Here is a 24,505-nt window from a genome sequence, read left to right on the forward strand (position 1 = left end):
TTTGTTGCTAAAAAAACCATTTCTGTCGGGGTGGCAGACTTAGCTGAACACCCACAACATACTGTTATTCAGAATTTTATTTGATTTTCCTAAATTTTGCACACCTGATTGCACAACAAAACCAATAAAAGTACTTCGGAGATATAATTTGCTCTCTTTTAGTTCCATTAAGATACAAAAAATTGGAGAGATTATTTGATAATATACCCACATTGGTCTGTGCTTTCCGTAATGGCCTTAAGGATGCTTGAAGCTTAAAAAAACATTTATCCTTCACAAGATAAGACTTATTAATATGTATTGATTTCGTAATTTGAAGTATTCTTTTTCCAGTAATTGGCGCAGCATACCCTCAATAATCCAAAAAATTGGATGAAAACTGTAAAACTGATTCAAGGAAACGAAACGGAGAAAATGTTATCATCGTCAGCTTCTATGCCAATGAAACAATGGACAACCATCTTATGCTAATAAAAGAGTTGAAGAGAGACAATTCAAGTGGTAAATTTTATATTAAGAACACAAGCAAGAACTTAAGTCTTGTATTTAACCATTTGCGCAAGATAAAATGCTATATGCGGATGGGCCGGATGGTTGAGACCACCAAAAAAACGAAAAATGAGAGCCACCTATTTTTTCGATTTAGTGATTCTAAAATCAGGCTTTTGTATTAGTCTTGAGGGGGCTCAATTCTATCCGGCGAAGGTGGTATACCATGTCCGGCGTTTCCACTCTGAACCGCTTTCAAAGATGTCCAATCAAAAAGTAAAAACGCTATTGTGTTGTGAAACCGAACACATCGGACCTGGAGGTATTGTTGGCACCATCTGTGACCTGTACATACCAATAATAAGTTTCATTGGCAATGACACCAACAGTGATTTCGGTATCCGAAGTTGTTCCCACACTTGCAATTGGAGGATTTTCCTTGTCCAGATAGACTTGATAGGAGACGATATCCCCATCGATATCGGATGCCTCCCAATCAAGCAGAACACTTTCTGAAACGCCCAGCGAGACCACTTCATTGTTTTCTGGACGCAACAGGTCGGCTGGGAAAGGTGCATAATTGACCATTCCCGCACCCGCATTGTAAAACTTCCATACCTCACTCTCCGCGGTTTCATCCGTTGAATCCGATGTTGACACAACAGACCAGCCATAGGCCTTTCCCCTCTCAAGCACAATCTCCAATTCATTGGTAACGCTCAAGTGTGTTGTCCGTGTCCCATCTTCCAGTTTCTCAACATGAACCTCATAACCGTCGGTATGTTCCGATATATCCCACTGGAACAATATCCTGCTTTGGGTATCACTTACGATGGTCCCCTCCTCACATTCCGTATTGTTTTCGGGGAATATGAGTGTGGTCGCCAATGGCTTTTCAATTTTCTGCCGTTCCTCTTCAGGTGGCGAATCCCCCGAACTGCTGCAGGCCAATGCCAATAACAAAACCAATATCCCCGTTGTGCGCCATATAAGGTTCATACCATGCTATTTTATAATGATCCGTCGGGCATCCACTTCATTACCCACTTCCAATCTGAGCGAATAAATTCCGGAAGTAAGCCCATTTACATTGAGCTCGATAGGGTTCCCCGTGTTCGTCGTGTACTTTTGTAAAACCATTTTCCCATCATTGGCATAAAGTGATAATCGAACATTTTCACCAACCGCTCCCGGTACCATTATCGATACGCTTCCATTATCTACAGGATTGGGATATACATAAATATTCGAAGTGTCCACCATTATCAGGTTTTCGTATACACCTTGACAATCTTTGTCGGTACTGACCATGACCCTGTTTTCCTTCTGCGGGAGTGGCAAGGTAATTTCACTTTCAGCGGTAGTGTATTCTTGGCCGTTCAACGTAATGGTGTAGTTGGAACCTCCACTCATCTTCAACGTGATCGATTTCCCGGAAGGGTCTATGTTGGAATCCACGTTCAAGGGTTCCGGCTCGGTGATCTGCACGGAAAAACACCGTTCAAAGTCGGGTTCTCCAACTACCTCTATGCAGACTTCGTATGTACCTGCCTCCAAATCCTGAAAAGAGGCAAATGTCCTAAAGAATTTGTTGTCAGTACTTTCCCCGTACTTCAGTGTCACTTGATAATCGAGGTTCTCCACGGCCGTGATCAAAATACTGCCGTTATTGCTTGTGGCACATGTCTCACCTGTGGTCTGAACGGTGAAATTGGTACTGGGCAAACTGAAGCCTGCACAGCCGGTCGCATCGGCCTGTGTGCCTATCGGGGTCTCAGGGCATTCATCCAGATTGTTGGCTATTCCGTCGCCATCCATATCGTCATCACAGGCATCACCTATTCCGTCATTGTCAAAATCGGGACTGGCCGGCTCCACCATCGCTACTTCCATCGAAATGAGACAATCATTCCCGTCCTTTATCATTACCGTATAAGGCCCTGGTGACAGATCAAAAAACTTATTGTCCTGTTGAAAAGTGGCCCCATCCAGACTATAGGCAAACGGTGGTGTCCCGCCAGAAGCCAGGATCGTTATGCCCCCGTCATTCAATCCTTTACAGCTAATTCCAGTTGTGGTTGCGGTGGCCGTCAAAGCTCCAGGTTCCGTTATTTCAATGATTGATGTAGCTGTACAGTTGTTTACATCAGAAACTTCAACCGTATACTGACCGGCCATCAGATCGGTGAATATGGGGGACGCCTGGAGGTCTCTTCCGTTCAACCGGTATTGGTAGGGAGCTTTCCCGCCATTTGCCCTGATTTCTATTCCACCTTCCGGATTTCCGTTACAACTTACGTTGGTTTTGATCATCTCCATGGTCAATTCTACTGGTTCCACTACAACTATCGGCTGTGAGACCATGGTGCATCCATTGGCATCGGAAACTTCAATGGAATACTGACCGGGAGCGAGGTTCTCAAAAAGGTTCGATTCTTGGAAAGCTTCCCCGTTGATGCTGTAGTTATATGGAGCGGTCCCTCCTGTTGCCATGATCTCAATATGGCCGTCGTTGGCTCCATTGCAGGTGACATCTTCTACATTACCTATGATTTCCAGTGGTTCCGGATCTTCAATGGAAATGAAGAAAATTGATTCCTCAGCACTGTTGTCGATAACTTTAGTGATATAATTGCTCGGACCTAAATTCGCGAAAACATTGCTTGTTTGTGCCCCGACCAGCGTATTGTAATTGGCATCCAACAGTTCATAAAGATAGGGTTGCGAACCTCCCTTGGCCTCAACTCGGACAATGCCATCATCGGCATCCGGACAGCTAATGGGACTTACGACCAAGGCCGTGGAAAATAGCGGTTCACTGCCATCCACGAATTCAGTGTTGACGGTATTGGTGATGATGGCCGGATTAAAATCAAAATAAATACTGGCATCCCCTGCAATATTATCCCCTACGGTGATATTGGACTTTGGCTTTATTTTGAAAGCAACGTAACCATGGCTTTCGGGTTCATTGGCCGTACTGTCGGGCAGATTGATATTTTCAAAAAGGAATTCGACATCCTTGCCATTGGCCATGGTCGTCGTATTGACGTGGCTGGATGAAATCGGGGTGAAGGTTTCCCAGTCCAGATCGGCATCCAGTTCGTGTTCGATTCGTACATTGGTGGCCGAGGCTGTACCCGTATTTTGGAATCGGATGACATAGTTCAGGTATTCCCCACTATCCTCAATATCTACTGTATCACCCTCAAGAACAGTGATATCGTTGGGGTCGTACGAGCCAATAACAGTTTGCTCCAAAAGGTAGGTGTTGTCCCCCTCAGCGGTATCCCCTAGCAGTGGATTGGCTTTTACCACATTTTCAACAACGTCCCCCAACTCTATTTCTCCCAAGAGCGGTACGGTAAAAGTGGTATATATCGACCTTTTTTCGAAAATATCCAGATCGGTAAAATTGAATTGTAAACCACCACCTGAATGCGTGTAAGTATCACTCGCGCCGTAAAAGCTCAACCGCGGATCATAGTCCAATTCTATACTTCCATTTGCACTTGCAGACCCCATATTCTGAAAGACAATTTCATAATGTACCCCAAAACCAGGTCTTGGAGCATTTCTGGGGATCAAGATTACAGTAAGGTCACTTGCGGAAGCGGTAGGGCTTATGCAAAAATTTGCCTCTTCCGCATTCCCAAGCGTGCCAAAATTTGCTGAATGGACATCTGGGCCGGCCACAAAATAATCTGGAAGTGAGGGGAAGGATGTGATGGTATAGGAACCTGTATCGACCAAAGCACTGAATTGGCCACTACTGTCCGTAAAAACCGTCTTTCTCTCCGTTCCGTTGTCCATGGTCACCATCACATCCTTAAGTGCCATATCGGTAATATCACAACCGTTGGAATCAATGTCCAAACGTATTTTACCGTGTATTTCATTCTTGGTCCCTTCATTTTGATAAACCTTCACGGCAGTCTCCTCTGGGGAGCAACATTGATCGGATGCACCAAGTATGTCGATAAGACCATCAGTATCATAATCGACCAAGGAGAGGTGATTGGAAATAAAGTAATTCGAGTTCCCATCAATGCCGTATCTTCTAAAAAAACCTGTGCCATCATTTATAAATTGCCAAAAACCGGAGTCGCTGGCCATGACCAGATCTGGGCCATTCACATTGTCCAAGTCACCTATTCTTATGAACTTAGGGTATTCATCGGGAATTTCAATATTCTTGTAATTGAAGTTTTGGTTCCCGTCGTTCTCATACCATCCGATTTTTTTTGATAATATGGCAGACACCACAATATCGATGTCGCCATCCCCATCCAAATCGGCCCCATCAATAATTTCTGCCCCGTTCGAGTTCTCAGAGGAGTTATCAATGGTTCTTGTCGTGAAATTACCTGTACCGTCATTTTCAAGCCACAAAAAGGTATCATCAGCCCTTGAACTCGCCAGAACATCAAAATCCCCGTCTTGATCCAAATCAATTTTTTTAACATAGTAGGCATTTCCAATATCATCCGATGGATTTAAAATCTCCTCTGGTGTGAAAACTTGACTTCCATTATTGCGAAACAGCACAAACATATTGTCCGGGGTTTCCGAAGCTGCGACTACATCGGTATCACCGTCACCATCAAAATCCTCAACGGTAATCGCGTTTGCAGATCGTGAATAGGTATAGGAATTGTCGATCAGATTAAATTCAAAATTCCCGTTACCATCATTTTTATACCACACATATGCCCCATTATATGTGTTTCCGGGAAATCTGGCTGCATTGGCCGCTCCCAGGACATCCAAATCCCCATCTTTGTCCAGATCGATTATCTGCACCGATCTGGCCCCGTCCGTATATATGACGGAATTATCGATGATATGGGTTTTGAAGACATCATTACCAACATTCTCGTGCCATGCAAAAATATGACTGGATGAACTTGCAAAATCAATGTCACCGTCACCGTCCAAATCACCTCCATCCATACTGGTCATTCCCTCCGCCAAATACGTGGTATTAATGAAATTCTCCGAGAAGTTCAAAGAACTGCCATCATTTTTAAACCAATGGAAGGTTTTATTGGAAGAAGCATAGACATCAATACTTCCATCGCCATCAAAGTCTGCGGCACCAACTCCTCTATTGGCAATACCGGAAACGCCAGAGTTTGCTATTATGGTAGCGGAAGAATTATCAAAACTGTCCCTAAATCTATTTGTCGGGTTTTCATTACCATCGTTTTCAAACCAGTATAGGCCCGATGAAAATGAATTGCTTGCACTGGCCAAAACGTCGATGTCCCCGTCATGGTCCATATCGGAAAATTCAACGGTATTGACATCGGCGGTATATTGATTGTCTGATTCAAGGACGAAAGTGGTAAAGTTTTGGGATCCATCATTTTCAAACCATAATATTCTTTGTGACTCCCCAGATGCCCCTACCAGATCGATATCGCCATCATTGTCGACATCCCCTGCATCTATTGATGACGCACCATCAACCAATAGATAAGTGTCCTCGATAACGTGGGGTGCAAAGTTTTCATTTCCATCATTTTCGAACCACAGATATTTGGGCGATCTAAACAAAGTACCGATTACATCAATGTCCCCATCCCCATCCATATCAACGTAATCGATATGGCTGGCACGGTTGGCGTAGTCTGGATCATTACTTATCACAAAATTTGTGAAAGACCCGTTTCCGTCGTTCTCGTAATAATTAAAACTGTTTTCAATGGCACTTGCCGTAAGGAGGTCAATATCTCCATCCCCATTCAAATCCACAACAGAAACGGCACTATACGCATATGAGGAATTATAGGGCAAGGTCCTTACCAAATGGGCCGTGAAATTAAAACTGCCCGTATTTTCGAACCATACGACTTTTGCTTCCCGATAACCTCCGTCAGTCATGATGCCCGCCACATCCAAATCACCATCTCCATCCAAATCTGCCGAAGCGACATCATAAGCCCCCCTGGAAAACATTTCTGAATCATCTACAATATGTGTTATAAATGCCCCCGAACCATCATTCTCAAACAACAAAAACGTCCCTGAATTACTTACTGCGCCAAGTAAATCCAAATCACCGTCGTTATCAAAGTCAATGGGAAAACTACCTCTTGCAAAATCCGTGTTGAAGTTCTCAATGGTTTTTGGAATAAATTCATTTTGGGCAGTTGCAAGGAGGATTGTAAAACAATTAAAGATGAATAGTAATCGTTTCTTCATAGGATTTGGGATCTATGGTTTGGCCGGTTAATAGCAAATTGATGGCAGTACTCCAACGAACAATTTTAAGCCATTATTATGATTTGGGGCAATTTAAAGGGCTCATTTCGTTCAAATGCAGGATTATTGGATAAGAACAATCAAAGAAATTCCGTAAGGAAAAGATGACAGGTTCAATCGGGGTTCTTAAGTATCCATAATCTTGGAAAACCTAGGTTTCAAATCAGCAATGGAATACTTCTTTTGAAGAAAAACAATGGACTCTTTACTGGACAGGCCGGATGAATGAGACCACTAAAAACGGAAAAAATCAGCCATCCAATATTTGCCTGTAGTGATTTGAAATTCAGATTTTTGTATTATGTTAGAGGTTGCTCAATATTATCCGGCGAGTGTGGTATACTATGTCCGGCGTTTCCACTAGGCTCGAATTCAAAAGACAAATATTTTAAAACTAATAATTACGCTCTAAAAACCTTCTTTTCCTTTCCCTATCAGCACTTTTCAGAGCATACTCAATATTCCGTTTTACCTGATTCTTTATTGGTATTGATTCAAAACCTAGGTCACTTTTTTCTATTATTTCCAAAATATTTCTCCAATCAGTAGCCTCTATATCACCAATAATAACATCTCCAGAATAAGTACCTCCATTACCTCTCCACCATACATTAGAAAAAACATTTACTTCAGGATTTAATTTAATGTGTTGGATAAGTATGTCATTGAAGATTCCTTTCATTGAACTTCTTGCGATATCTACCACAACATTAACTCTTTTGGCATCACCATTATTTTCTCGAGCATAATTTAATAGAAATTTCTCAGCTGTATCTTTATGTTTATCTAATAACCCGTCAAAAAAAGCATTACAATAATGATTCAATATTCCATAGTAATGCTCTGCTTCAACACAAAAATCAAAAACACCAGACAGCACCTCTTCAATCTCATTGATTTGCCAAATGAAACCAAATTGCCTATTCTCTCTTGAAAAGCTTAGTCTCCCTTTAGATGCAACTTCTTTTACATATTCCAAAAGAAAATTAACGTCACTTTTAAGAATTTTGAGAAACCCTTTCCCTTCATAATCAAAATGATGTTGTAAAAAATCTTGCTGTATATAGGCCTTTTTAATCAATTCAATATTGCTCCCCAATTTTTCAAAGTGCTCATCAAAAAAATCTCTCCAAATTTTTAAATCTCCACCACTATCATTTTGTTCAACAACATGGATTAATATAATTTCAAATATGTTTGGTTCGATTTTTTGAAATCTAGCTATTTTTTCAAAGTGAGTGAGGTATGCATTTTTGGTATTATTGAGGGTTTCTAAATACAGGTTTAGATGTTTTCTAGATATAATACCATCATCCAATCCATCGAAAAAGGATAAAGCCCAAAAAGTCTTATTATTAAAGTTTTGTTGTTGTATTAAATCCCACAAGATATCAGCTTTACTCGTACTATTTAACTGATTTCTGAATGGCAAATTAGGAATATAGTTGATTTGATCTTCACTAATTATAGTCCCAAGCATATACTTTCCTATTTCAAAATCATGCTTAAAGTTTTCATCAATTATTAAATCTAAAACTCTAGAATAATTCCAATCATTTTGGACAGTTCTTCTTATTAAACAGTATATCTTATAAAAAGAATTTACTTCATTGAAATCCTCAAAAACGAAAGATTCTCTAATTTCCCTTTCTTTCAATCTTTCATACTCTCTAAAGTCAGCAAATTCGTATAATTCCTTATCTCTGTATCTATCCCAATCAATTTTTAAATATGTTCTATAAATTTCATTTGTAAAACTTGCCTTAAGTTCAGCGAATTTTGGATGAGATATTCCACTTTTTTTCAACCATATAATCTCATTTTGAACATATTTTGCATGTTCGAATGAGTCAGCTCTCAATTTTTCTTCAATTATCGATATGAGGTAATCTAAATCAAAGGTTTTTAAGTCCTTATCAATATCTCTGGGAGAATTCTTGAGACTCTTTAAAGTGTCAAAAGCAAGTTTAGGATAATTTTCAAATTGATCTTTTAGAGTTGTCCAAATTTTAGCCCTAAATGACCGGATTTCTATACTATTCTCAAGAGGGTAGTCATACATGTAAAAGGAATGATTTCTATCACTTTTGAAGTGATGGAACGAATACGCTAAAAATGTCTTGCACAGTTCAAAGAATATACTTGAATAGTAATAGGCATCTGTTAAAAAGCCATCATAAATGATGTCGAATAAAGTTGTCTGCCTGAAATATCTGGTTTGATAATCATTTCTATCAAAAGTTAATGTCCCAACTATTTTATGTATCAATTCAGATAAATGCTCAGGTTTTTTTCTCGTATAGTAAAAAGCTAATTCAATAGCCTCTTTTAAGTTTGTCGTATAGTTGAAAAAGTTTCCGACGAGTTCTATTATTTCATTTTTACTATGTGAAAATTCATTATTTGAATAAGTAACAACATACTTTTCAACGACAGGGTATTCAATTAGTTTAACTGAGTTTAAAACATATTCAAAAGTTTCATCCCTCAAATAAAACCAAAAAGTATTCAGAAATTTTATTGCGTTGGAATTACTGTTCTTTAAATCTTCGATATTCCAAAATGTTTGGAGATGCGGCTTTAGCTTATCCATAACCCTATCGGGTCCAAATGTATTGTTTGCCGGGATCACTGTATCCCTAAATCTATATGGGTTAGAGAAAAAATAATGTTTCAAGAGAACATCAAATGATAATAAATCATCTTTAATAAAACTTCTGTAAAAGAAGTATGTAGCTAAATTTTGTTCCGGAATTTTAATATGTTCATATTGAATCTCAACTATTTCAAGCTTATCCAATTCATCAATTACTTCTATGAAATCGTTATATCCAATTTCAAAATTGCTTAAAATATTAGAGGTTATTTCTTTGTCTTTAAAAGGTAAAGTATGAAAGAATGATATTATACCAAGACATCGCAGATTTAAATTATTTGAGAATTGACCATCATCTTTAATAAACGTTGAAAAGTATTTTTCAAATAGGTCAGAGACATCAGATAAAACGGTAATATTTTGTTTGTCTTTAGCAAGTAGAGCGGACATAATGGCTATTCTCGGGTTTCCCTCTGCTATCCTTAAAATTTCTTTTTGGTAATCTGGGTTTAAAATGCCGTATGGTTCTGCCTCTATTATATCCGTGATTTGTTCATCCGTGAATTTATTAATATCTATTCTTATGGGATTGAATTCTTGACTTAGTCTATCAATTTGATTGAATGCATAATCTCTTACAGTTACAACAATTTTGAAGTGACCATTTCTACGCGACTTAAAAAATCCCAGAATTTGATTAAACGCATCTATTCTGTTTGCATCATCAACAAATAATATATAATTCTTTTCAGTATCAAAATATTGATATAAATCATCTAATAAAGTGTGATTTTTATATGAAATACAGTAGGCTTTAAAAGACTCATTTTCGTTTATAAATTCTTTAATTCCTTCTATGGCTAACTTAGTTTTACCAACACCAGGGGCACCTGTTAAGATTATAAAGTTAGAAAGGGCGAGAAATTTTTTCAACCTATCAACTTCATCTTTTCTATGTAGAAAAGTATTGTTGATTGGGGTTGCAATCCCATTAGCCGCTCTTCCATATTCGTCAATAAATTGTTCTATTGATACTATTTGACCCGTATCTAAAGGAATTTGTAAATATTTATGAGCCAAATCTCGATGCTGAAGACTTATTTCTAGAGCTAATCTATCCAAAGTATAGATGTTTAAAGCTACTCTAGTATTAACCAGCTTGCTTTTCAACGATTCTATTTCAAATGGTTTCAGTTTAAAGTTTAAACATAAAATTATCTCAGAAATTAATGAGACTTCGATGCCGGTGGTATCTGAATCTAAACATTTTTCTACATCCTTTATAAGCTTTGACAATCCGCTAGTTTTGTTCGTCGAATATTCAACGAAAATATATTTACCATTCGGTAATAATAGAAAAGTGTCTGGAGTTCCCTTTATTGTTTTTTGATTGCCTAATTGGCTTCCTGACCTTGAAAAGGCCATATAATTATTATTTTGGAGAATAAGGAAACTATCGCATAATTCTTGAAATACCGCTCCATTAATAGTAGCCAGAGCATTCTCAACGTTTTGTAGTCTACTCATTTTTCTCAATAACATTAAAGAGTTCCTTTCTTAACAAGCTACGAAGTTCATCACTACTCTTATAAATCAGAAATCTTTTTGATTTAATGTCAATCGGTAAATCCTTTGGTTCACTTGATATCAAAATTACAGGTTTATCAAGTGCCTGTGCTATTCCTAATTCATATAAAACATTAGGGTTCCTGCCATTAATATTTGCAATTATCAGATTAGCTTTAACAATGAGTTTCAACATCTCGGGAAAAATATCACTCTTAATATAGTTTTCATCCCCTCGATATGCTTTGAAACCTATGGTAGTACATACTTCTTTAATTACTGAATACTCCTTTTCATATCTCTCATGAAATGGCGTTAGTATAAATATCAGTTTTTGGTCAATCATTAAATCATTTTCTCGAATCCCATTGGACCTTAAAAACTCAGACAAGTTTATTTTTGACCTTTTATAAAGAGGTGATTCATTTACCAAATATTCGTCTCGCAATAATAAATGATTAACGTCTCTCCATCTTTCTTCGTTCATAACGAGCCGATCATTTATACCATACATCTTTGTCTCTAATGAGCTTCTGATACTTTCAATTTCCGCTCTTCTAATTTCTTCATTGTATTTTCCTTTTTTATTTATGCGGTTGAGAACATAAAGAACTAAACCAATTAAAATGCTAACTAGTACTATTAAAATTTCTGATGAATATTCTGAGATCATTAAAGCCTATTTTTTATTAATATCAATATTTTCAGTAGAATTGGCAGACATTTCGTTGTGTACAACCAATGCCACAGAAGTTTTGATTGCAAATCCGGAAATAGCTAAATTCAATACTAATATTAGCAACCAAAATCTGTTTTTCTTTAAATAAAGATTGATAGAAATTCTCCATAGAACAACAACCAAAATGGTCATTGAAATTCCTAAATATGAATAAAATAAGCCTAAAGTTTGATTTTCAAGACTTGCAATGGTATAAGCTACATTAAATGAAAGAGCAAGAAGAATAATATCTACCGGTAGTTCACATGTAGCTTCTATTGTTTGTGGCACATCTAAATTCTTGCCAATAAACAGTTTCAATAAAAAGCCAATAGCCACCAGTATTGCTGGTAAAATAATATTTAAATGCTCCATATACTGAAATAGTTTTCTTTTTTACTATTACAAAATAGCTACTTGATACAATTTTATTAGAAAATTTATTTTTGGGAATTTTAAATATAGAAAATATTAACAAGTAATCAATTACGTAAATCTGTTTGTAAGCTCTCCTCAAAACCGAACTGTTTGAAAATATAGGAACAAAAACCCCAAATCTTACCCCCGACTTTTGCGCATGGATCCTATCGGGTTTTTGTAGCGTTCCGGTAGATAAGCGTAAAGCAAAAATACGATAGGGCGCAACCTACTTTTTGCATTTCAGTACCCCATATCCTCACCAGTCCCCCTAGCCTTATCAATTCCTTTTCCAAGTGCCTTGATGATCTTGACGGCCATTTGTACTTTATTGGTCGGGATACTAGGAGCCTTTACCCCCATTGTTGTAAGTAATTTAAAGGCCATGTCCTTTTCCTTGGTGGGCAGTCCCATCACTTTGGCAAAGAACTTCCCCGGCTCCTTGACATGGGCCTTTCTTCCAACATAGGATTCCACATAGTTCCGTTTGAATCCTGTTGTCCTGTCAAAGGTCTTCTCGGCTGATTGGTAAAAGCTGTCCCGGTCAAACCCTCTTTTTATGGTCTTTCCGTTCAGTTCCACTTCGGATGCCTTATGTTTTGCCATTGGTGAAAGGGTACAGGTGTTCGTTACGTCCCTTCTACTGACAATAATATGGATATGGGTCTGTGGCCCTTCCTTTTGCATTCCTGCGGCCACCAATTGCCCGTTCTGTTTGTGTGGGGCCAATCTTGTTTGCTCTGCAATCTGCTTTTCAAGCTCTTTGACATTCCCGATGGATTCGCCACGCTCCACTTTCCGTATCTCGTTCCTGAGCCTTGCTATTTCGCCTCGGTAGGGTGCATTTTCCTGAACCTGTTTGTCAAAGCCCCGATAGGTGCGTTCATGCTCTATCTTGGCAAAATACTTCAAGTTCTCGGCCTTGACCTCTTGGTTGCGATGGAAACTCTTGGCATAGTCCTCCATTAGTTTCCTAGTGTATTCCCTTATGATGTTTGGATCATTTCCAATTACCTGTAATTCCCTTTTGTTGGGACTGACCACTATGGAATAGAATTTCGGGTCTTTCTGCCTTAACTTGGCCGTATTGGCATCTATTTCATCGATGACCGTTTGAGGGCTTACACTGTCGTTATCTTGGTCAAAGAATTCCTCTCTTTGTTCGGGCGACCTTTCCTCGTTTTCCTTTTCCAGATAGTCCACATAGTTCCCTACACTGGAGTTATAGGTGCTGCCCATTTTCTGTGCTGAGATGGTAAGGTACATAAGCGTTATCTTAATTGATGTTTTAGGCTTTCAAAATCCCCAATGCCCATATTGATCTTTAGATAGGGCTTTCCCATCATTGGCTCCACCTTCTCCACATTGTTGAGGATTTCATTGCAACGCTTTTTATATTCTTTGAATTCTTGCAGCATTCTATCGTGCTCAACTTTTGGAACAGTATTCCTGGGCTGCAAAAAATCCATCCGCTCTTCCTGTATCTGGACGGGTTCCCGCCTCGGTTTCCTCCCATCCTTTACATAAGCCTCATAAAGAATCAGTACCATTTCATAGGTGGGTCGGATACTTGTCTTTTCCATGTTCTTGATAATGGCGATGAGCCTATCGAATTTCTTCATCATCTGACGCTCCAATTTTTTGAGACTGTCAAGGATGATCTTTGTTCCCTCTCCAAAAGGGTCAAGGTTGTTCTCTTTGAAGTATTGTATCATTCCATCCAATACTTCACTATGTGATTTGCCGAACCTTTTGGAATAGCTGCGAAAGCGTATGGCCGTTTCTTTCTTTACTGTGATATTGGAATAACCACCACTTCCTTTCTTAGTTCTGCCATTTGTAGATTGCTTTTCCATAGGTGCGATTTTGTTTTTTAGTGAAATTGCGTCAATTTTTTCGTTAAAAATTTCCAGTGTTTATTGGGCTTCCCAAAGGGTTTACTGTAGATTTCCGAAAAGTCTACTGTAGCCCCTGATTTTGTACAGTATTCCAAAATCTGTTCAATCAACTGGTTTTCAACTTGTTGAAGACCCGAAAACAACCGTGATGGCGCAATTTGCGCATCACCCTCTTGCTATTCCCTACGTCCCGCAAGCGGGACCGAATGAATACAAGCTGATTTGGAAATCAGCTGTACAATAAATATTCTTTGGTTTGTACGGACTTTAGGAAAGTCAAATCAAAAAAGAAAACCCGTACAATTTGTGTTGCAAAACACTTCATGAATATAATCAATATTATTCATTCCTTGGTTATCCAATACTATTAGGAACCGATTTGCTTTTCATGGTATTAAGCCAGCAAACCGAAATTCAGGCCGTTTGACAACCCAAGGGAAGAGCATCAAGCTAGCCTTATTAGCGGTTTCGAACAAGTTGTTGAAACAGGTATTGGCCATTCTGAAATCAGGGACGCCCTATGATGAGAATTATGTAGCGGAATTGACTTAAAAGGACTTGTTTTTTTTAACTCGGTTCTTTGTTGACATTCGTTATTTTTTAGACATTTCGGTGCATTTTTCATCGATTGAAATTGCCTCTGGACTATTTGAGAAATCATCCCCTATAACTTCTTCGAATGGAAATTCCCTATATCCATTAATTAAGCAATTACAATATTTGTCCAAATCGTTGGATTTTTCAAATTCCGTACCTGTAAGTTCTTCTTTATATTTCTTTTTCATTAATTCCACTAGTCTTTCGGTCCATTCCATGTTCTTACTGTAACAATTATCTATTCCCAGACTCAAAAAGAGAGAGTCATTTTGAATCTCGTTAAAGACCTGAATTAACCTTCCACTTTCAAGTTTTTTCTTGAAACGCATTTTTAATTCAGAATTGTCGGTTAATTTTTCCACAAAACATTTGCAAAATTCCTCGCGTCGCTTTTCATCAGATATTAACCTTTCGTTTCCATCAATACATTTATTTAAAGGAACTTTAAGACCATTTATTGTTACAAAGTTCGATGGAACAATTTTTCGACTTAAATGGAAAAATGAGAAACAAAAGAAAATGGCCAATGAAATACCAAAATACTTGATTGATTGAATTCTAGTTAATTTATATTTTACTTTGGCAAGACCAGTACCTATTAGCCAAGTACAAAGCAATAAGACCAATAAAACTCCCAATAAAATTCCTGGTGAAGCCCAAGAGCCAGCTTCCCTACTTGCTTGAATATATTCCTTTCCTGCTCCGGAAAGAAAAAGTAATCCGATTATAATTTTAAATATTCTCATTAATTTGATTAAAGCCAATTGGGTTATATGGATGTAAAATACATTTATATACTCCTAAAATGGAATAAAATCGATGAATTTGATTATTTCTTACTGAAAAGCTTTACTTGTCTCCCATCTTTTCAACCAATATCCACTTATCATCTCCGACTTTTCTTCAAGACCCTTGCATAAATTTGGGTGGTAGTTAGTTTGGGTATAACATTAAGGACTTGTCTCCTTTAACGGTAACAATTCTATTGCCAATTGCAGTACCTCAACTATATTGTAATCGAAGCCGTTTACATGAAGGGGCGGCTCCACGTCCTCCTGTAGACAGGTAACACCCAACAACAGCAGTGACCTTGCTTTGCACAGCATCTCAAAGCTGTTGTCGAATTCAAGCCTGCGCACATAGGGCTCCGCTGTTGTACGATGTGCATTGGGCGTTTCCAAATCCAGTTCTTCCTTATGATTGAAAATGCCATTATCGATATTTCGTTTGAATATGGACAGCTCCCGATGGAACAGGGTCTTGATGTCCTTGGTGAACAATGACAATTTTTGGGACAGCTGCTCCAGTTCATTTTTGGTGATTGTGTAGCTATGGGTATAGCGGGCTGATGAATAGGCATCCTCCAATAGGTCGAGCAATTTGCTGTCAATATCGGATTCCATTTGGAACGTGCCACCGAGCTTGTCCAACATTTTCAATACATAGCCTTGATGGTTCTTGATGCTATGGCATATCTTTATCCTCCCACAGATGAAACGTTCCAATATCCTATAGCCCTGTTCAAAGGTCTGGTGCAGCATAAAGGCACTCTGGGGAAGGTTTCCCAATTCCCTAAAATAATTGGCTCCCTTCCTAAAGGATTTCATTCGGGCCATGTTCCGTTTGAATTCCCTTTTGGCCGTTTCGTAAAGCTTGGTCGGCTCCATGTCAGGAAGGATTATTGGGGAGTTTCCCCCTTCATTTATGTACACAATGCTCTCTTTATTGCAGTTGTTCAAAAAGTACAAGTTGCCCTCTTGGGCTTCTTTCCGTGCATAATTGGTTGTAAAGACACTGTAGCCAACATCGGGGTAAGGTTTCATTATGGCATCGATAACGGGCCGAACCTGCTCGGGAAAGTCTCTTTGGGACGGTCTTGCCAGAATGTCCAGCCGATGTTTAAACACATGCCCATCCCCACCCCTGTTCAGGTGGATGCAATCAATTTCCAGTTCTTGGGTTATTTTGTCGATGATGAGTTGGTCTGTTGTTTTCATAGGTATATTATTTAGTCATGGCAGGGTGGTCAATACAGGTCTATCAAGTCAGCTATCTTTGTTATAGGGACTGACTCCCTGACCCTTTCCCTAAAGGATGACCGCTCCCATATGGTGCCATTTTTGCCATGCAACACCAATTCAAAATCGTCCAGTCTTGACCGTAACATGGTGACCATTCCATCAGGAATGTCCATTTCGTGGATGTCATTTTTTTTGTTGTCCATCCTGAGCAAAAGATATTTGGCATTTACACTGTTCCTTGAAAAGATTGCCCATTCAAAATATCTTACAATCGCAATAGGCTCTTGTCCATTAAGCAATTCTTTGATCCGTTCGGTTTCCATTTTTCTCCGATGATATGGGATAAAGGAAGCAATGGAATATCATGTACCAAAACAGAATGTCATGTATTGCACCATGGGAGGGTTGTATTTTACGGATGCACAGTATTATTAAAAAATCCTATATTTACGTAATGGAAACAGCTACCAAAAACAACCACATAGGAAGGAAGATAGGCCGCATTAGGGAATTAAGGGGTATGAAACAAGAGGCCCTTGCCATGGAGTTGGGCATCAGCCAACAGGCCATTTCAAACATTGAACAATCAGAGACTATCGAGGATACCAAATTGAAGGAAATTGCCAAGGCCTTGGGAGTGACTCCCGAAGCCATTGAAAACTTTTCGGAAGAAGCTGTTTTCAATATCATAAACAACACTTTTAAAGATAACAGTTCAAATAACAATAATTACCTGTGTACCATAAATCCCTTGGAAAAGATCATTGAGCTTTACGAGCGTCTCGTCCAAGCTGAAAAGGATAAAGTCTCTTATTTGGAGCAACAGTTGAAAAAATAAAGAATTCAATTCTAAATCTTGAATTTTATAGTAAAAAGGATCAAATACCATTGCTCCTTCTTAGTTTCATGTAGCTGCACTTTTTTTGATTGCTTTTTCCTTGAACCTGATCAAAAGATTTCCAATATCCTCACTTATCTTGGATTCCACGACTCTGGCATAAATCTGTGTGGTGGACAGTTTGCTATGCCCAAGAAGTTTCGAGACTGTTTCAATGGGTACACCATTTGACAACATGACGGTTGTGGCAAAGGTATGTCTTGCAACATGAAAGGTCAGGTTTTTGTCAATGTCACAGGAATCCGCTATCTCCTTTAAATAGGCGTTGGTCTTTTGGTTGGAACTGATTGGCAACAGGCTTTCTTTATTTTCCATTTCTGGACATTGCATATACTTTTCCAATATTTCCCGTGCCTTTGGGAGCAAGGGTACCTTAACGGGCTTGTCCGTTTTTTCACGCTTGGTACTTATCCAATGGTTGCCGTCAATCCCCTTTACTATATTGTTACTGTTAAGCTCCTTCACATCCACATAGGAAAGGCCTGTATAGCATGAGAACACAAAACAGTCCCTTATCCTCTCCAAACGTTCGTTGCCCATTTCAGCGCATTCCAATTGCTCTAGTTCCGCTTCGTCCAGAAACTGCCTATCATATTTGTTATATTTCAATTGGAACTGGTTGAAAGGGTTCTTGTCCATCCATTCCAATTTGACGGCAAGGTTGAGCATCTTCTTGAACCTTTCCAGATGTTTCATTACCCCATTGTTGCCCAATAAGAGCCTTTTCTTAGAATCTCTGTAATTGCGTAAAAAATGCTCAAAATCCGTGACAAAGGCATAGTTCAACTGTTTTAGGCGGACATCGTTGACCTTTCTTTTCTTGGTTAAAAACCTGTACAGGTACTTTTCCGTTGTATAATAATTCTTCATTGTCCCTTCTTTTAGGACAACTGACATATTCTCATTATGGTACTTGATAAGTTCCCTTAAGGTCTTGCTGTTGTCATCCTCGCCAAGATAACGGCATTTGATGGCATTTGAGGAAACAACCCTGTTCTCTTCCAAAAGTTCTTTATGGCAGTCCAATAGTTCACCATAAACGCTGTCCAGATACGCATTCAATGCTCTGATTCTCTGTGAACCTCCCCTGCCCCGGTTCCGTGAATTGTCCCACTCCTTGGAGGGAATGTTTCTCTTTAGGCTGATCTCGGCCCGTTGGCCGTCCACCGTGATTCGTACATAGATGGATAATTGGTTTGGGACGCTCCTTGATTTTCTGGTGAAGAAAATTACAGTGAAAGTGTGTTTTGATTTCATTTTCCATGACTTTGGTTAAACAATAAATTGTAAAGACGAAAGCCAAATCGTACTCTAAAGTTCTTTCAAGTTAGTACATTCCGGATTAATCGTTGTACACCGAATTGTACACCTTTTATTTGGTTTTAAATGAAATCAAACGAGTGCATATAAAACAAAAAACACTGAAAATCAAATGATTAACAGTGTTTTGTTTTGACCTATTTCTAGGTTCGTCGGGGTGGCAGAACTAAATTACCACTAGACAATATTTTAATAACCAGACACTTACATTGTTTCAATAAAATCAGGTAACCGGATAGGTAACCTTTGCACCGATTTTATTCGTAAATGCAAAGATATATGATTATCTTAAACTAAAAGACAATAAATAGAATCAATTTCTATTTGGCATCCCCTTTGTGCAACAATTCTTAAGTATTTTGAACAGGCCTATGTATTATTAAAAATTTAAAAACCTGGGGGAATAACCTAAAGCAGCGAATAGTGATGCTCCATTTGATTTCGAAAGAAAAGCGAACTCCCTGATAAGCCGAACTTTTGATTTTTATAATTATCGGTTATGCGTTAAGTCCAATTGATGTTAATCCTGATTTCATCCCGATAATTGGATATCTTGACGGCCTAATCTTACTACCGATTGGAATTTATTTCATCGTAAGGTTTATTCCTGAAGATGTAAAGTGTTTGATAAATTAAAAGAACTACCAACAATTGGGTGATCGGGGCCATCATTATTCTATTTTGCCTGTTCATTGTTGTACAGATTTTCGCAATTATTTCAAGATTTGAAATAAATGAATATCCTTTAACAACGTACTCATTATATTTTTGCACAATCTGTGCATTGATTTTCTTTTATCTTTGTAGTGTGAAAATGATCGCTGTCATATTATCTCTATATATATTCGGGCTTAACTTATTAGCCTGTAATGATAGTGATACTTCACAAGTGATTTCTGATTCAGAAGTAACAGTGGTTGCTACGCAGAATTTAGATATCGACCATTCACATGATAAAGTAGCAGATTTATGCCCTCCTTTTTGTAGTTGTCATTGCTGCCATGTGCATACAGTAGATTTCGGTTCTTCAAATTTCAAGGCTTTGATTATTGAAATTCCATCAAAAGCCTTTGTCCATTTTGACAGCTCAGTGGAAGAACCTATTCTTTCCTTTTTAGATCCCCCAAAAGTTTAATTCAGTTTTTTAAAGGATAATTATATCCTTTTTTGACCAAATCCTGGTTCTCATACTAGATCCTTGGTCCTATTGATAGGTTTTGTTAGGCACAAAATTATTATCAAGAATTTTAACTGAATTAAATTTTTATTTATATGATTAATAAGATAATCGCATTTTCCATTAATAATAAATTTATTATTGGACTACTTACCTTAGCGCTGATAGGGACGGGTATTTGGTCCATGTCTACCGTCAACCTGGGATCGGTACCGGATATTACTAACAACCAGGTTCAGGTGATCACCCAATCACCTAATCTTGCAACAGAAGATATTGAACAATTTGTAACCTATCCTGTAGAACTCTCAATGGGGAACCTGCCCGGGGTTACGGAAATACGATCTGTTTCCCGATTTGGCCTTTCCGTGGTTACAATTGTTTTTGAGGACGATATGGGCATTTACAAACCCCGTCAACTGGTTCAGGAAAAACTAAACGAAGTCAGGGACCAAATACCTGAAAAATTTGGAAGTCCCGCTATGGGACCCATTACTACAGGTTTGGGTGAGATTTATCAATATACGATAAAGCCCCAAAAAGAGTATGACACCGTTTATTCCCCTACGGAATTGCGTACCATCCAGGATTGGATCGTAAAGCGTCAAATGACCCTCGTCGAAGGTGTAGTAGAGGTAAATTCATTTGGGGGCTCTATAAAACAATATGAAATTGCCATTAATCCCGAAAAACTGAATGCGTTAAACGTTTCTATTTCCCAAGTCTTCGATGCCCTGCAAAAAAATAATGTTAATACAGGCGGTGCATATATAGAAAAAAATAATATGGCCAATTTTATCCGTGGTGAGGGTTTAATCAGGTCACTAGATGATATAAAATCTATTGTTATCAAGAATGAAAATGGAGTGCCTGTAACAATTGGAGATGCAGCTGAAGAGGTCCAGTTTGGTAGCCAGGTACGCTATGGTGCTTTTACCCAGGATGGCCGTGAAGCTGTTGGCGGTATGGTGCTCATGTTGAAAGGTGCAAATCCTAATAAAGTAATTGCAAATGTTCAGGATCGTATGGAGACGGTAGAACAATCTTTGCCTGAAGGTTTATCAATAGAACCCTTCCTTGACAGAAGTGTTTTAATTGAAAGAACTACGAGTACCGTGACCCAGAATCTTCTGGAAGGTGCTTTAATCGTGATTTTTGCCTTAGTAATATTATTAGGTAGTCTGAGAGGCGGTCTTATAACTGCTACTACCATTCCATTATCACTTCTTTTTGCTTTTATATTGATGAAGCAATTCAATGTCTGGGCCAATCTAATGAGTTTGGGAGCTATTGACTTTGGAATTATTATAGACGGTGCTGTGATCATCATTGAGGGTACGGTATATGAAATACAAAAACGGATGCGTTCCGGCAAAATAAAATTTAATAAGGCTAAAATGGATGAAGTAGCCTATGATGCCGGAAGTACGATGATGGGTTCCGCCTTTTTTGGACAAATTATCATTCTTATCGTATTTGCGCCCATTCTTTTTCTAACGGGGGTAGAAGGGAAAATGTTTCGGCCAATGGCATTTACTTTTGGTTTTGCCATGATAGGTGCTATTTTCTTATGCCTTACCTATGTCCCTATGATGTCTGCTTTATTTATGAAACCAATTCAGAATAAAAAGAACTGGTTTGGAAAGTTTGAACGCTGGCTGGAAAAAGTTAGTGATAAAATTATTGGAGGGATTCAAAAAGGATACATGCCTTTATTAAAAGGAGCTTTAAGATTGAAGTTCATAGTATTGGGGTCTGCGGTTGTCTTACTTATAGTAGCCGGTTTTATCTTTTCCAGAATGGGAGGGGAATTTGTCCCTCAACTTGATGAAGGGGATATCGCCATGCAGGCTTTAATAAGACCTGGAAGTGGTTTGAGTGAAGCAATTGATGTTTCCACAAAAATAGAAGATATCCTTCTTGAGAATTTCCCGGAAGTAGAAACCGCCGTAGCGAGGATTGGGGTTGCCGATATCCCTACTGATCCAATGCCTATGGATATTGCCGATATGTTTATTGTATTAGAGAAGGATATGGATAATTGGACTTCGGCAAGTTCTAAAGAGGAATTGATAGAAAAGATCAAAGAGAAACTTAATGAAGAACTTACGGGAGTCAACCTGGTTTTTAGCCAGCCTGTAGAGCTTCGTTTTAATGAACTGCTTACCGGGGTCAGGGAAGATGTTGCGGTAAAATTATATGGTGAAGATTTAGACCTTCTTGCTGAAAAAGCTGATAAAATGGCTGAAATAATACAGACTATACCGGGCGTAGGAGATGTGAACCCTGAACGAACATCTGGTCTTCCACAAATGACGGTGCGGTTTAATCGTAAAAAAATTGCGCAATATGGATTGGACATTGAAAAGATTAACGATTATATAAGTGCAGCTTTTGCTGGAGGAACGGCCGGAGTGATCTTTGAAGGGGAAAAGCGGTTTGATATGGTAATACGTTTTGATGAGGCGCACCGCCAAAGCATTGATGATTTACGTACCCTCTATATAGATCTGCCGGATGGCACTCAGGTTCCGATTAAGGAAGTAGCTGATATTAGTTATGTACCGGGCCCTATGCAAATTTCCAGGGATAACACCTTTAGAAGAACCTATGTGGGAGTTAATGCCCGCGGGAGGGATGTGGAATCTGTGGTAAATGACATCCAGCAAAAATTGGATGAAGAGTTAGATTTACCTCCAGGATATTACATTACTTATGGTGGGGAGTTTGAAAACCTTCAAAGAGCAAAAGGGCGTTTACAAATAGTAGTGCCCATCGCTCTATTTCTGATATTCGTGCTTCTGTACTTTGCACTCCAATCTTTTTCCCAATCAATTATGATCTATATAGCCATTCCACTGGCGGCTATTGGAGGAATATTTGCTCTTTGGTTAAGAGATATGCCGTTTAGTATTTCAGCTGGTGTAGGCTTCATTGTATTGTTTGGGGTTGCCGTTTTAAACGGGCTGGTGCTTATTAACAGGTTTAATTCCTTAAAAGAAGAAGGGGTAACCAGTATAAAAGATAGAATTTTTACAGGAACCAAAGAACGAATACGTCCCATTATGTTAACAGCAACAACAGATATTTTTGGATTTCTGCCGATGGCTTTTTCATCGTCAGCAGGAGCTGAAGTACAACGACCCCTTGCTACGGTTGTTATTGGTGGCATGCTTACAGCTACCTTACTTACGCTGGTTGTTCTTCCTGTCCTTTATACATTTGTAGAGAAGAGACGAGAGAAAAAGGAACAGAACAAGCTTGGTTCTTCCAATTCACGATCTTTAGCCACAATTTTGATAATTGGCTTGATGTTAGGCGGAACCTTTTCCGTAAATGCACAATCTGATGAAATGTCATCGGAAAATCCAATACAGGATTCTTTACAAACTATTAGTTTGGAAGAGGCTAAAGAAATGGCAATCCAAAACTTTCCACAATTAAAAGCTGCCCAACTTGAAATTGAAAGTGAGGAAGTATTGCGTAAAACCGCCTATGATTTTGGGAATACCCAAATCTTTACAGGAAAAGAAGAGGTAGGAAATGGCTCTGATGGGATCTATACCCAAATTGGTGTTCAACAACAAGGCATAGATGTTTTTGGAATAGCTCCCCGTTTGAAATTACAGAAAGAAAGGGTGGCCCTTGCTGAAAATGCTTTAGAACTAAATACCTTAGAAGTGGAACGTGAAGTAAGCAGGGCCTGGGCTTCAGTTTATACAAGTAAAAAGAGGTATCGGGTATATAAGAAAATGGATTCAATTTTTGAAGACATTGAAAGAGCAGCACGAATCAGGTATGAAACAGAAGCTACCTCTAAACTGGAGTATCTTGCTACTTCAAATCAGGGGAATGAGGTGAAAATACAGTTAGAACAAGCTTATAGAGATTACCTGAAATCATTACAGCGTCTAAATTTATGGTTTGTTAGTGATACGATCTATGATGTACCAGATTTGCCTGTTGAAACTTTAGACGAACCTTTAAACTTTCTGGTAGAGTCGCTTGAAAATCATCCGTTGCTGCAGGTTTCGGAACAAAGGATAGATGTTGCCAAAGCGGTTACCAGAGAACGAAAATCTGAATTTTTGCCCAAATTTCAGGGTCAGTACGGTAGGCAGGAAATAGCCGGGCAATCGGGTTTCTTCCAATATCAAATAGGAATTCAAATTCCGCTGTTTTTTGGGCCGGAATTAGGCCGTACACAGGAAGCACAAGTAAATAGACAGATTGCAGAGCAAAACTTTTATCAGGATAAAATCGAACTGGAAACCGCCTATAAAAATATGCGTGAAGACTACATCAAATGGAGAAACTCATGGAATTATTATAGGGATGAAGCACTTCCGCTGGCCAAAGAGCAACAAGGTGGATCAGTGCTGGCCTTTAAGGAAGGCGCTATCGATTATGTGACATTTCTCCAAAATATAAGAGATGCCATTAGAATCGAGGTAAATGCCTGGAGTGCTTTTAACGATTATCTCGACAGCCGCTACCAACTGGAATATTACCTTAAGAATTCAAATTAAAAATTAAAATAA

Annotated in this window: 15 protein-coding genes; 4 read left to right on the plus strand and 11 right to left on the minus strand. The window is 38.6% G+C overall.

Features of this window, described 5'->3' with window-relative positions; genetic code table 11:
* Nucleotides 1-774: 774 nt before the first annotated feature.
* From K1F36_RS17345 to K1F36_RS17390, 10 genes are all read right to left on the minus strand, one after another.
* The gene (locus K1F36_RS17345) at nucleotides 775-1,488 is read right to left on the minus strand and encodes a hypothetical protein (RefSeq protein ID WP_220114922.1); all 714 of its coding nucleotides are present in this window, start codon (nucleotides 1,486-1,488) and stop codon (nucleotides 775-777) included.
* 6 nt (nucleotides 1,489-1,494) lie between these two features.
* Nucleotides 1,495-6,696 carry an FG-GAP-like repeat-containing protein gene (locus K1F36_RS17350; RefSeq protein ID WP_220114923.1) on the minus strand — a complete coding sequence of 1,734 codons (5,202 nt, stop codon included), beginning with the start codon at nucleotides 6,694-6,696 and terminating at the stop codon, nucleotides 1,495-1,497.
* A 454-nt stretch (nucleotides 6,697-7,150) separates the two neighbouring features.
* A complete protein-coding gene (locus tag K1F36_RS17355) occupies nucleotides 7,151-10,879 on the minus strand; it encodes an nSTAND3 domain-containing NTPase (protein ID WP_220114924.1) in 3,729 nt (1,242 codons plus the stop codon).
* Entirely contained in the window at nucleotides 10,872-11,591 is a 720-nt protein-coding gene (locus K1F36_RS17360; RefSeq protein WP_220114925.1) for a nucleoside 2-deoxyribosyltransferase, read from the minus strand. Before K1F36_RS17360 ends, K1F36_RS17355 begins: the two co-directional genes overlap by 8 nt.
* A 6-nt stretch (nucleotides 11,592-11,597) precedes the next feature.
* Entirely contained in the window at nucleotides 11,598-12,011 is a 414-nt protein-coding gene (locus tag K1F36_RS17365) for a hypothetical protein (RefSeq protein ID WP_220114926.1), read from the minus strand.
* Nucleotides 12,012-12,296: 285 nt separating this feature from the next.
* Nucleotides 12,297-13,319, minus strand: coding sequence for a MobB family relaxase (mobB, locus tag K1F36_RS17370; RefSeq protein WP_220114927.1), 1,023 nt, complete (start codon nucleotides 13,317-13,319; stop codon nucleotides 12,297-12,299).
* 5 nt (nucleotides 13,320-13,324) lie between these two features.
* Entirely contained in the window at nucleotides 13,325-13,909 is a 585-nt protein-coding gene (locus K1F36_RS17375) for a BfmA/BtgA family mobilization protein (RefSeq protein ID WP_220114928.1), read from the minus strand.
* A 635-nt stretch (nucleotides 13,910-14,544) separates the two neighbouring features.
* Nucleotides 14,545-15,294 (minus strand): hypothetical protein, encoded by a 750-nt coding sequence (locus K1F36_RS17380; protein ID WP_220114929.1) that lies wholly within the window; start codon nucleotides 15,292-15,294, stop codon nucleotides 14,545-14,547.
* Nucleotides 15,295-15,498: 204 nt separating this feature from the next.
* Nucleotides 15,499-16,545 (minus strand): HEPN domain-containing protein, encoded by a 1,047-nt coding sequence (locus K1F36_RS17385; protein WP_220114930.1) that lies wholly within the window; start codon nucleotides 16,543-16,545, stop codon nucleotides 15,499-15,501.
* A gap of 29 nt (nucleotides 16,546-16,574) precedes the next feature.
* Complete coding sequence (locus K1F36_RS17390) at nucleotides 16,575-16,892, minus strand: hypothetical protein (protein WP_220114931.1); 318 nt, start codon at nucleotides 16,890-16,892, stop codon at nucleotides 16,575-16,577.
* 131 nt (nucleotides 16,893-17,023) lie between these two features.
* On the opposite strand from K1F36_RS17390, the gene K1F36_RS17395 reads away from it, so the two are divergent.
* Nucleotides 17,024-17,407, plus strand: coding sequence for a helix-turn-helix domain-containing protein (locus tag K1F36_RS17395; RefSeq protein ID WP_163627812.1), 384 nt, complete (start codon nucleotides 17,024-17,026; stop codon nucleotides 17,405-17,407).
* 66 nt (nucleotides 17,408-17,473) lie between these two features.
* Here the strand turns inward: K1F36_RS17395 and K1F36_RS17400 are convergent, their stop codons facing one another.
* A complete protein-coding gene (locus K1F36_RS17400; protein ID WP_220114932.1) occupies nucleotides 17,474-18,724 on the minus strand; it encodes a site-specific integrase in 1,251 nt (416 codons plus the stop codon).
* A gap of 540 nt (nucleotides 18,725-19,264) precedes the next feature.
* On the opposite strand from K1F36_RS17400, the gene K1F36_RS20420 reads away from it, so the two are divergent.
* The 3 genes from K1F36_RS20420 to K1F36_RS17415 all read left to right on the plus strand — a co-directional run bounded on the left by K1F36_RS20420 (nucleotide 19,265) and on the right by K1F36_RS17415 (nucleotide 24,493).
* Nucleotides 19,265-19,423 carry a YkvA family protein gene (locus K1F36_RS20420; protein ID WP_220114933.1) on the plus strand — a complete coding sequence of 53 codons (159 nt, stop codon included), beginning with the start codon at nucleotides 19,265-19,267 and terminating at the stop codon, nucleotides 19,421-19,423.
* 178 nt (nucleotides 19,424-19,601) lie between these two features.
* Entirely contained in the window at nucleotides 19,602-19,922 is a 321-nt protein-coding gene (locus tag K1F36_RS17410) for a DUF6660 family protein (RefSeq protein ID WP_220114942.1), read from the plus strand.
* 137 nt (nucleotides 19,923-20,059) lie between these two features.
* Nucleotides 20,060-24,493 (plus strand): CusA/CzcA family heavy metal efflux RND transporter, encoded by a 4,434-nt coding sequence (locus tag K1F36_RS17415; RefSeq protein WP_220114934.1) that lies wholly within the window; start codon nucleotides 20,060-20,062, stop codon nucleotides 24,491-24,493.
* Nucleotides 24,494-24,505 lie beyond the last annotated feature (12 nt).

It is taken from the genome of Flagellimonas abyssi (assembly GCF_019457905.1).
GTDB classification, from domain to species: Bacteria; Bacteroidota; Bacteroidia; order Flavobacteriales; family Flavobacteriaceae; genus Flagellimonas; species Flagellimonas abyssi.

Coding starts and splice junctions, on each gene's coding strand:
- K1F36_RS17345 (WP_220114922.1), bottom strand. CDS start 1,488: ATGAACCTTATATGGCGCACAACGGGGATATTGGTTTTGTTATTGGCA.
- K1F36_RS17350 (WP_220114923.1), bottom strand. CDS start 6,696: ATGAAGAAACGATTACTATTCATCTTTAATTGTTTTACAATCCTCCTT.
- K1F36_RS17355 (WP_220114924.1), bottom strand. CDS start 10,879: ATGAGTAGACTACAAAACGTTGAGAATGCTCTGGCTACTATTAATGGA.
- K1F36_RS17360 (WP_220114925.1), bottom strand. CDS start 11,591: ATGATCTCAGAATATTCATCAGAAATTTTAATAGTACTAGTTAGCATT.
- K1F36_RS17365 (WP_220114926.1), bottom strand. CDS start 12,011: ATGGAGCATTTAAATATTATTTTACCAGCAATACTGGTGGCTATTGGC.
- mobB (WP_220114927.1), bottom strand. CDS start 13,319: ATGTACCTTACCATCTCAGCACAGAAAATGGGCAGCACCTATAACTCC.
- K1F36_RS17375 (WP_220114928.1), bottom strand. CDS start 13,909: ATGGAAAAGCAATCTACAAATGGCAGAACTAAGAAAGGAAGTGGTGGT.
- K1F36_RS17380 (WP_220114929.1), bottom strand. CDS start 15,294: ATGAGAATATTTAAAATTATAATCGGATTACTTTTTCTTTCCGGAGCA.
- K1F36_RS17385 (WP_220114930.1), bottom strand. CDS start 16,545: ATGAAAACAACAGACCAACTCATCATCGACAAAATAACCCAAGAACTG.
- K1F36_RS17390 (WP_220114931.1), bottom strand. CDS start 16,892: ATGGAAACCGAACGGATCAAAGAATTGCTTAATGGACAAGAGCCTATT.
- K1F36_RS17395 (WP_163627812.1), top strand. CDS start 17,024: ATGGAAACAGCTACCAAAAACAACCACATAGGAAGGAAGATAGGCCGC.
- K1F36_RS17400 (WP_220114932.1), bottom strand. CDS start 18,724: ATGAAATCAAAACACACTTTCACTGTAATTTTCTTCACCAGAAAATCA.
- K1F36_RS17410 (WP_220114942.1), top strand. CDS start 19,602: ATGATCGCTGTCATATTATCTCTATATATATTCGGGCTTAACTTATTA.
- K1F36_RS17415 (WP_220114934.1), top strand. CDS start 20,060: ATGATTAATAAGATAATCGCATTTTCCATTAATAATAAATTTATTATT.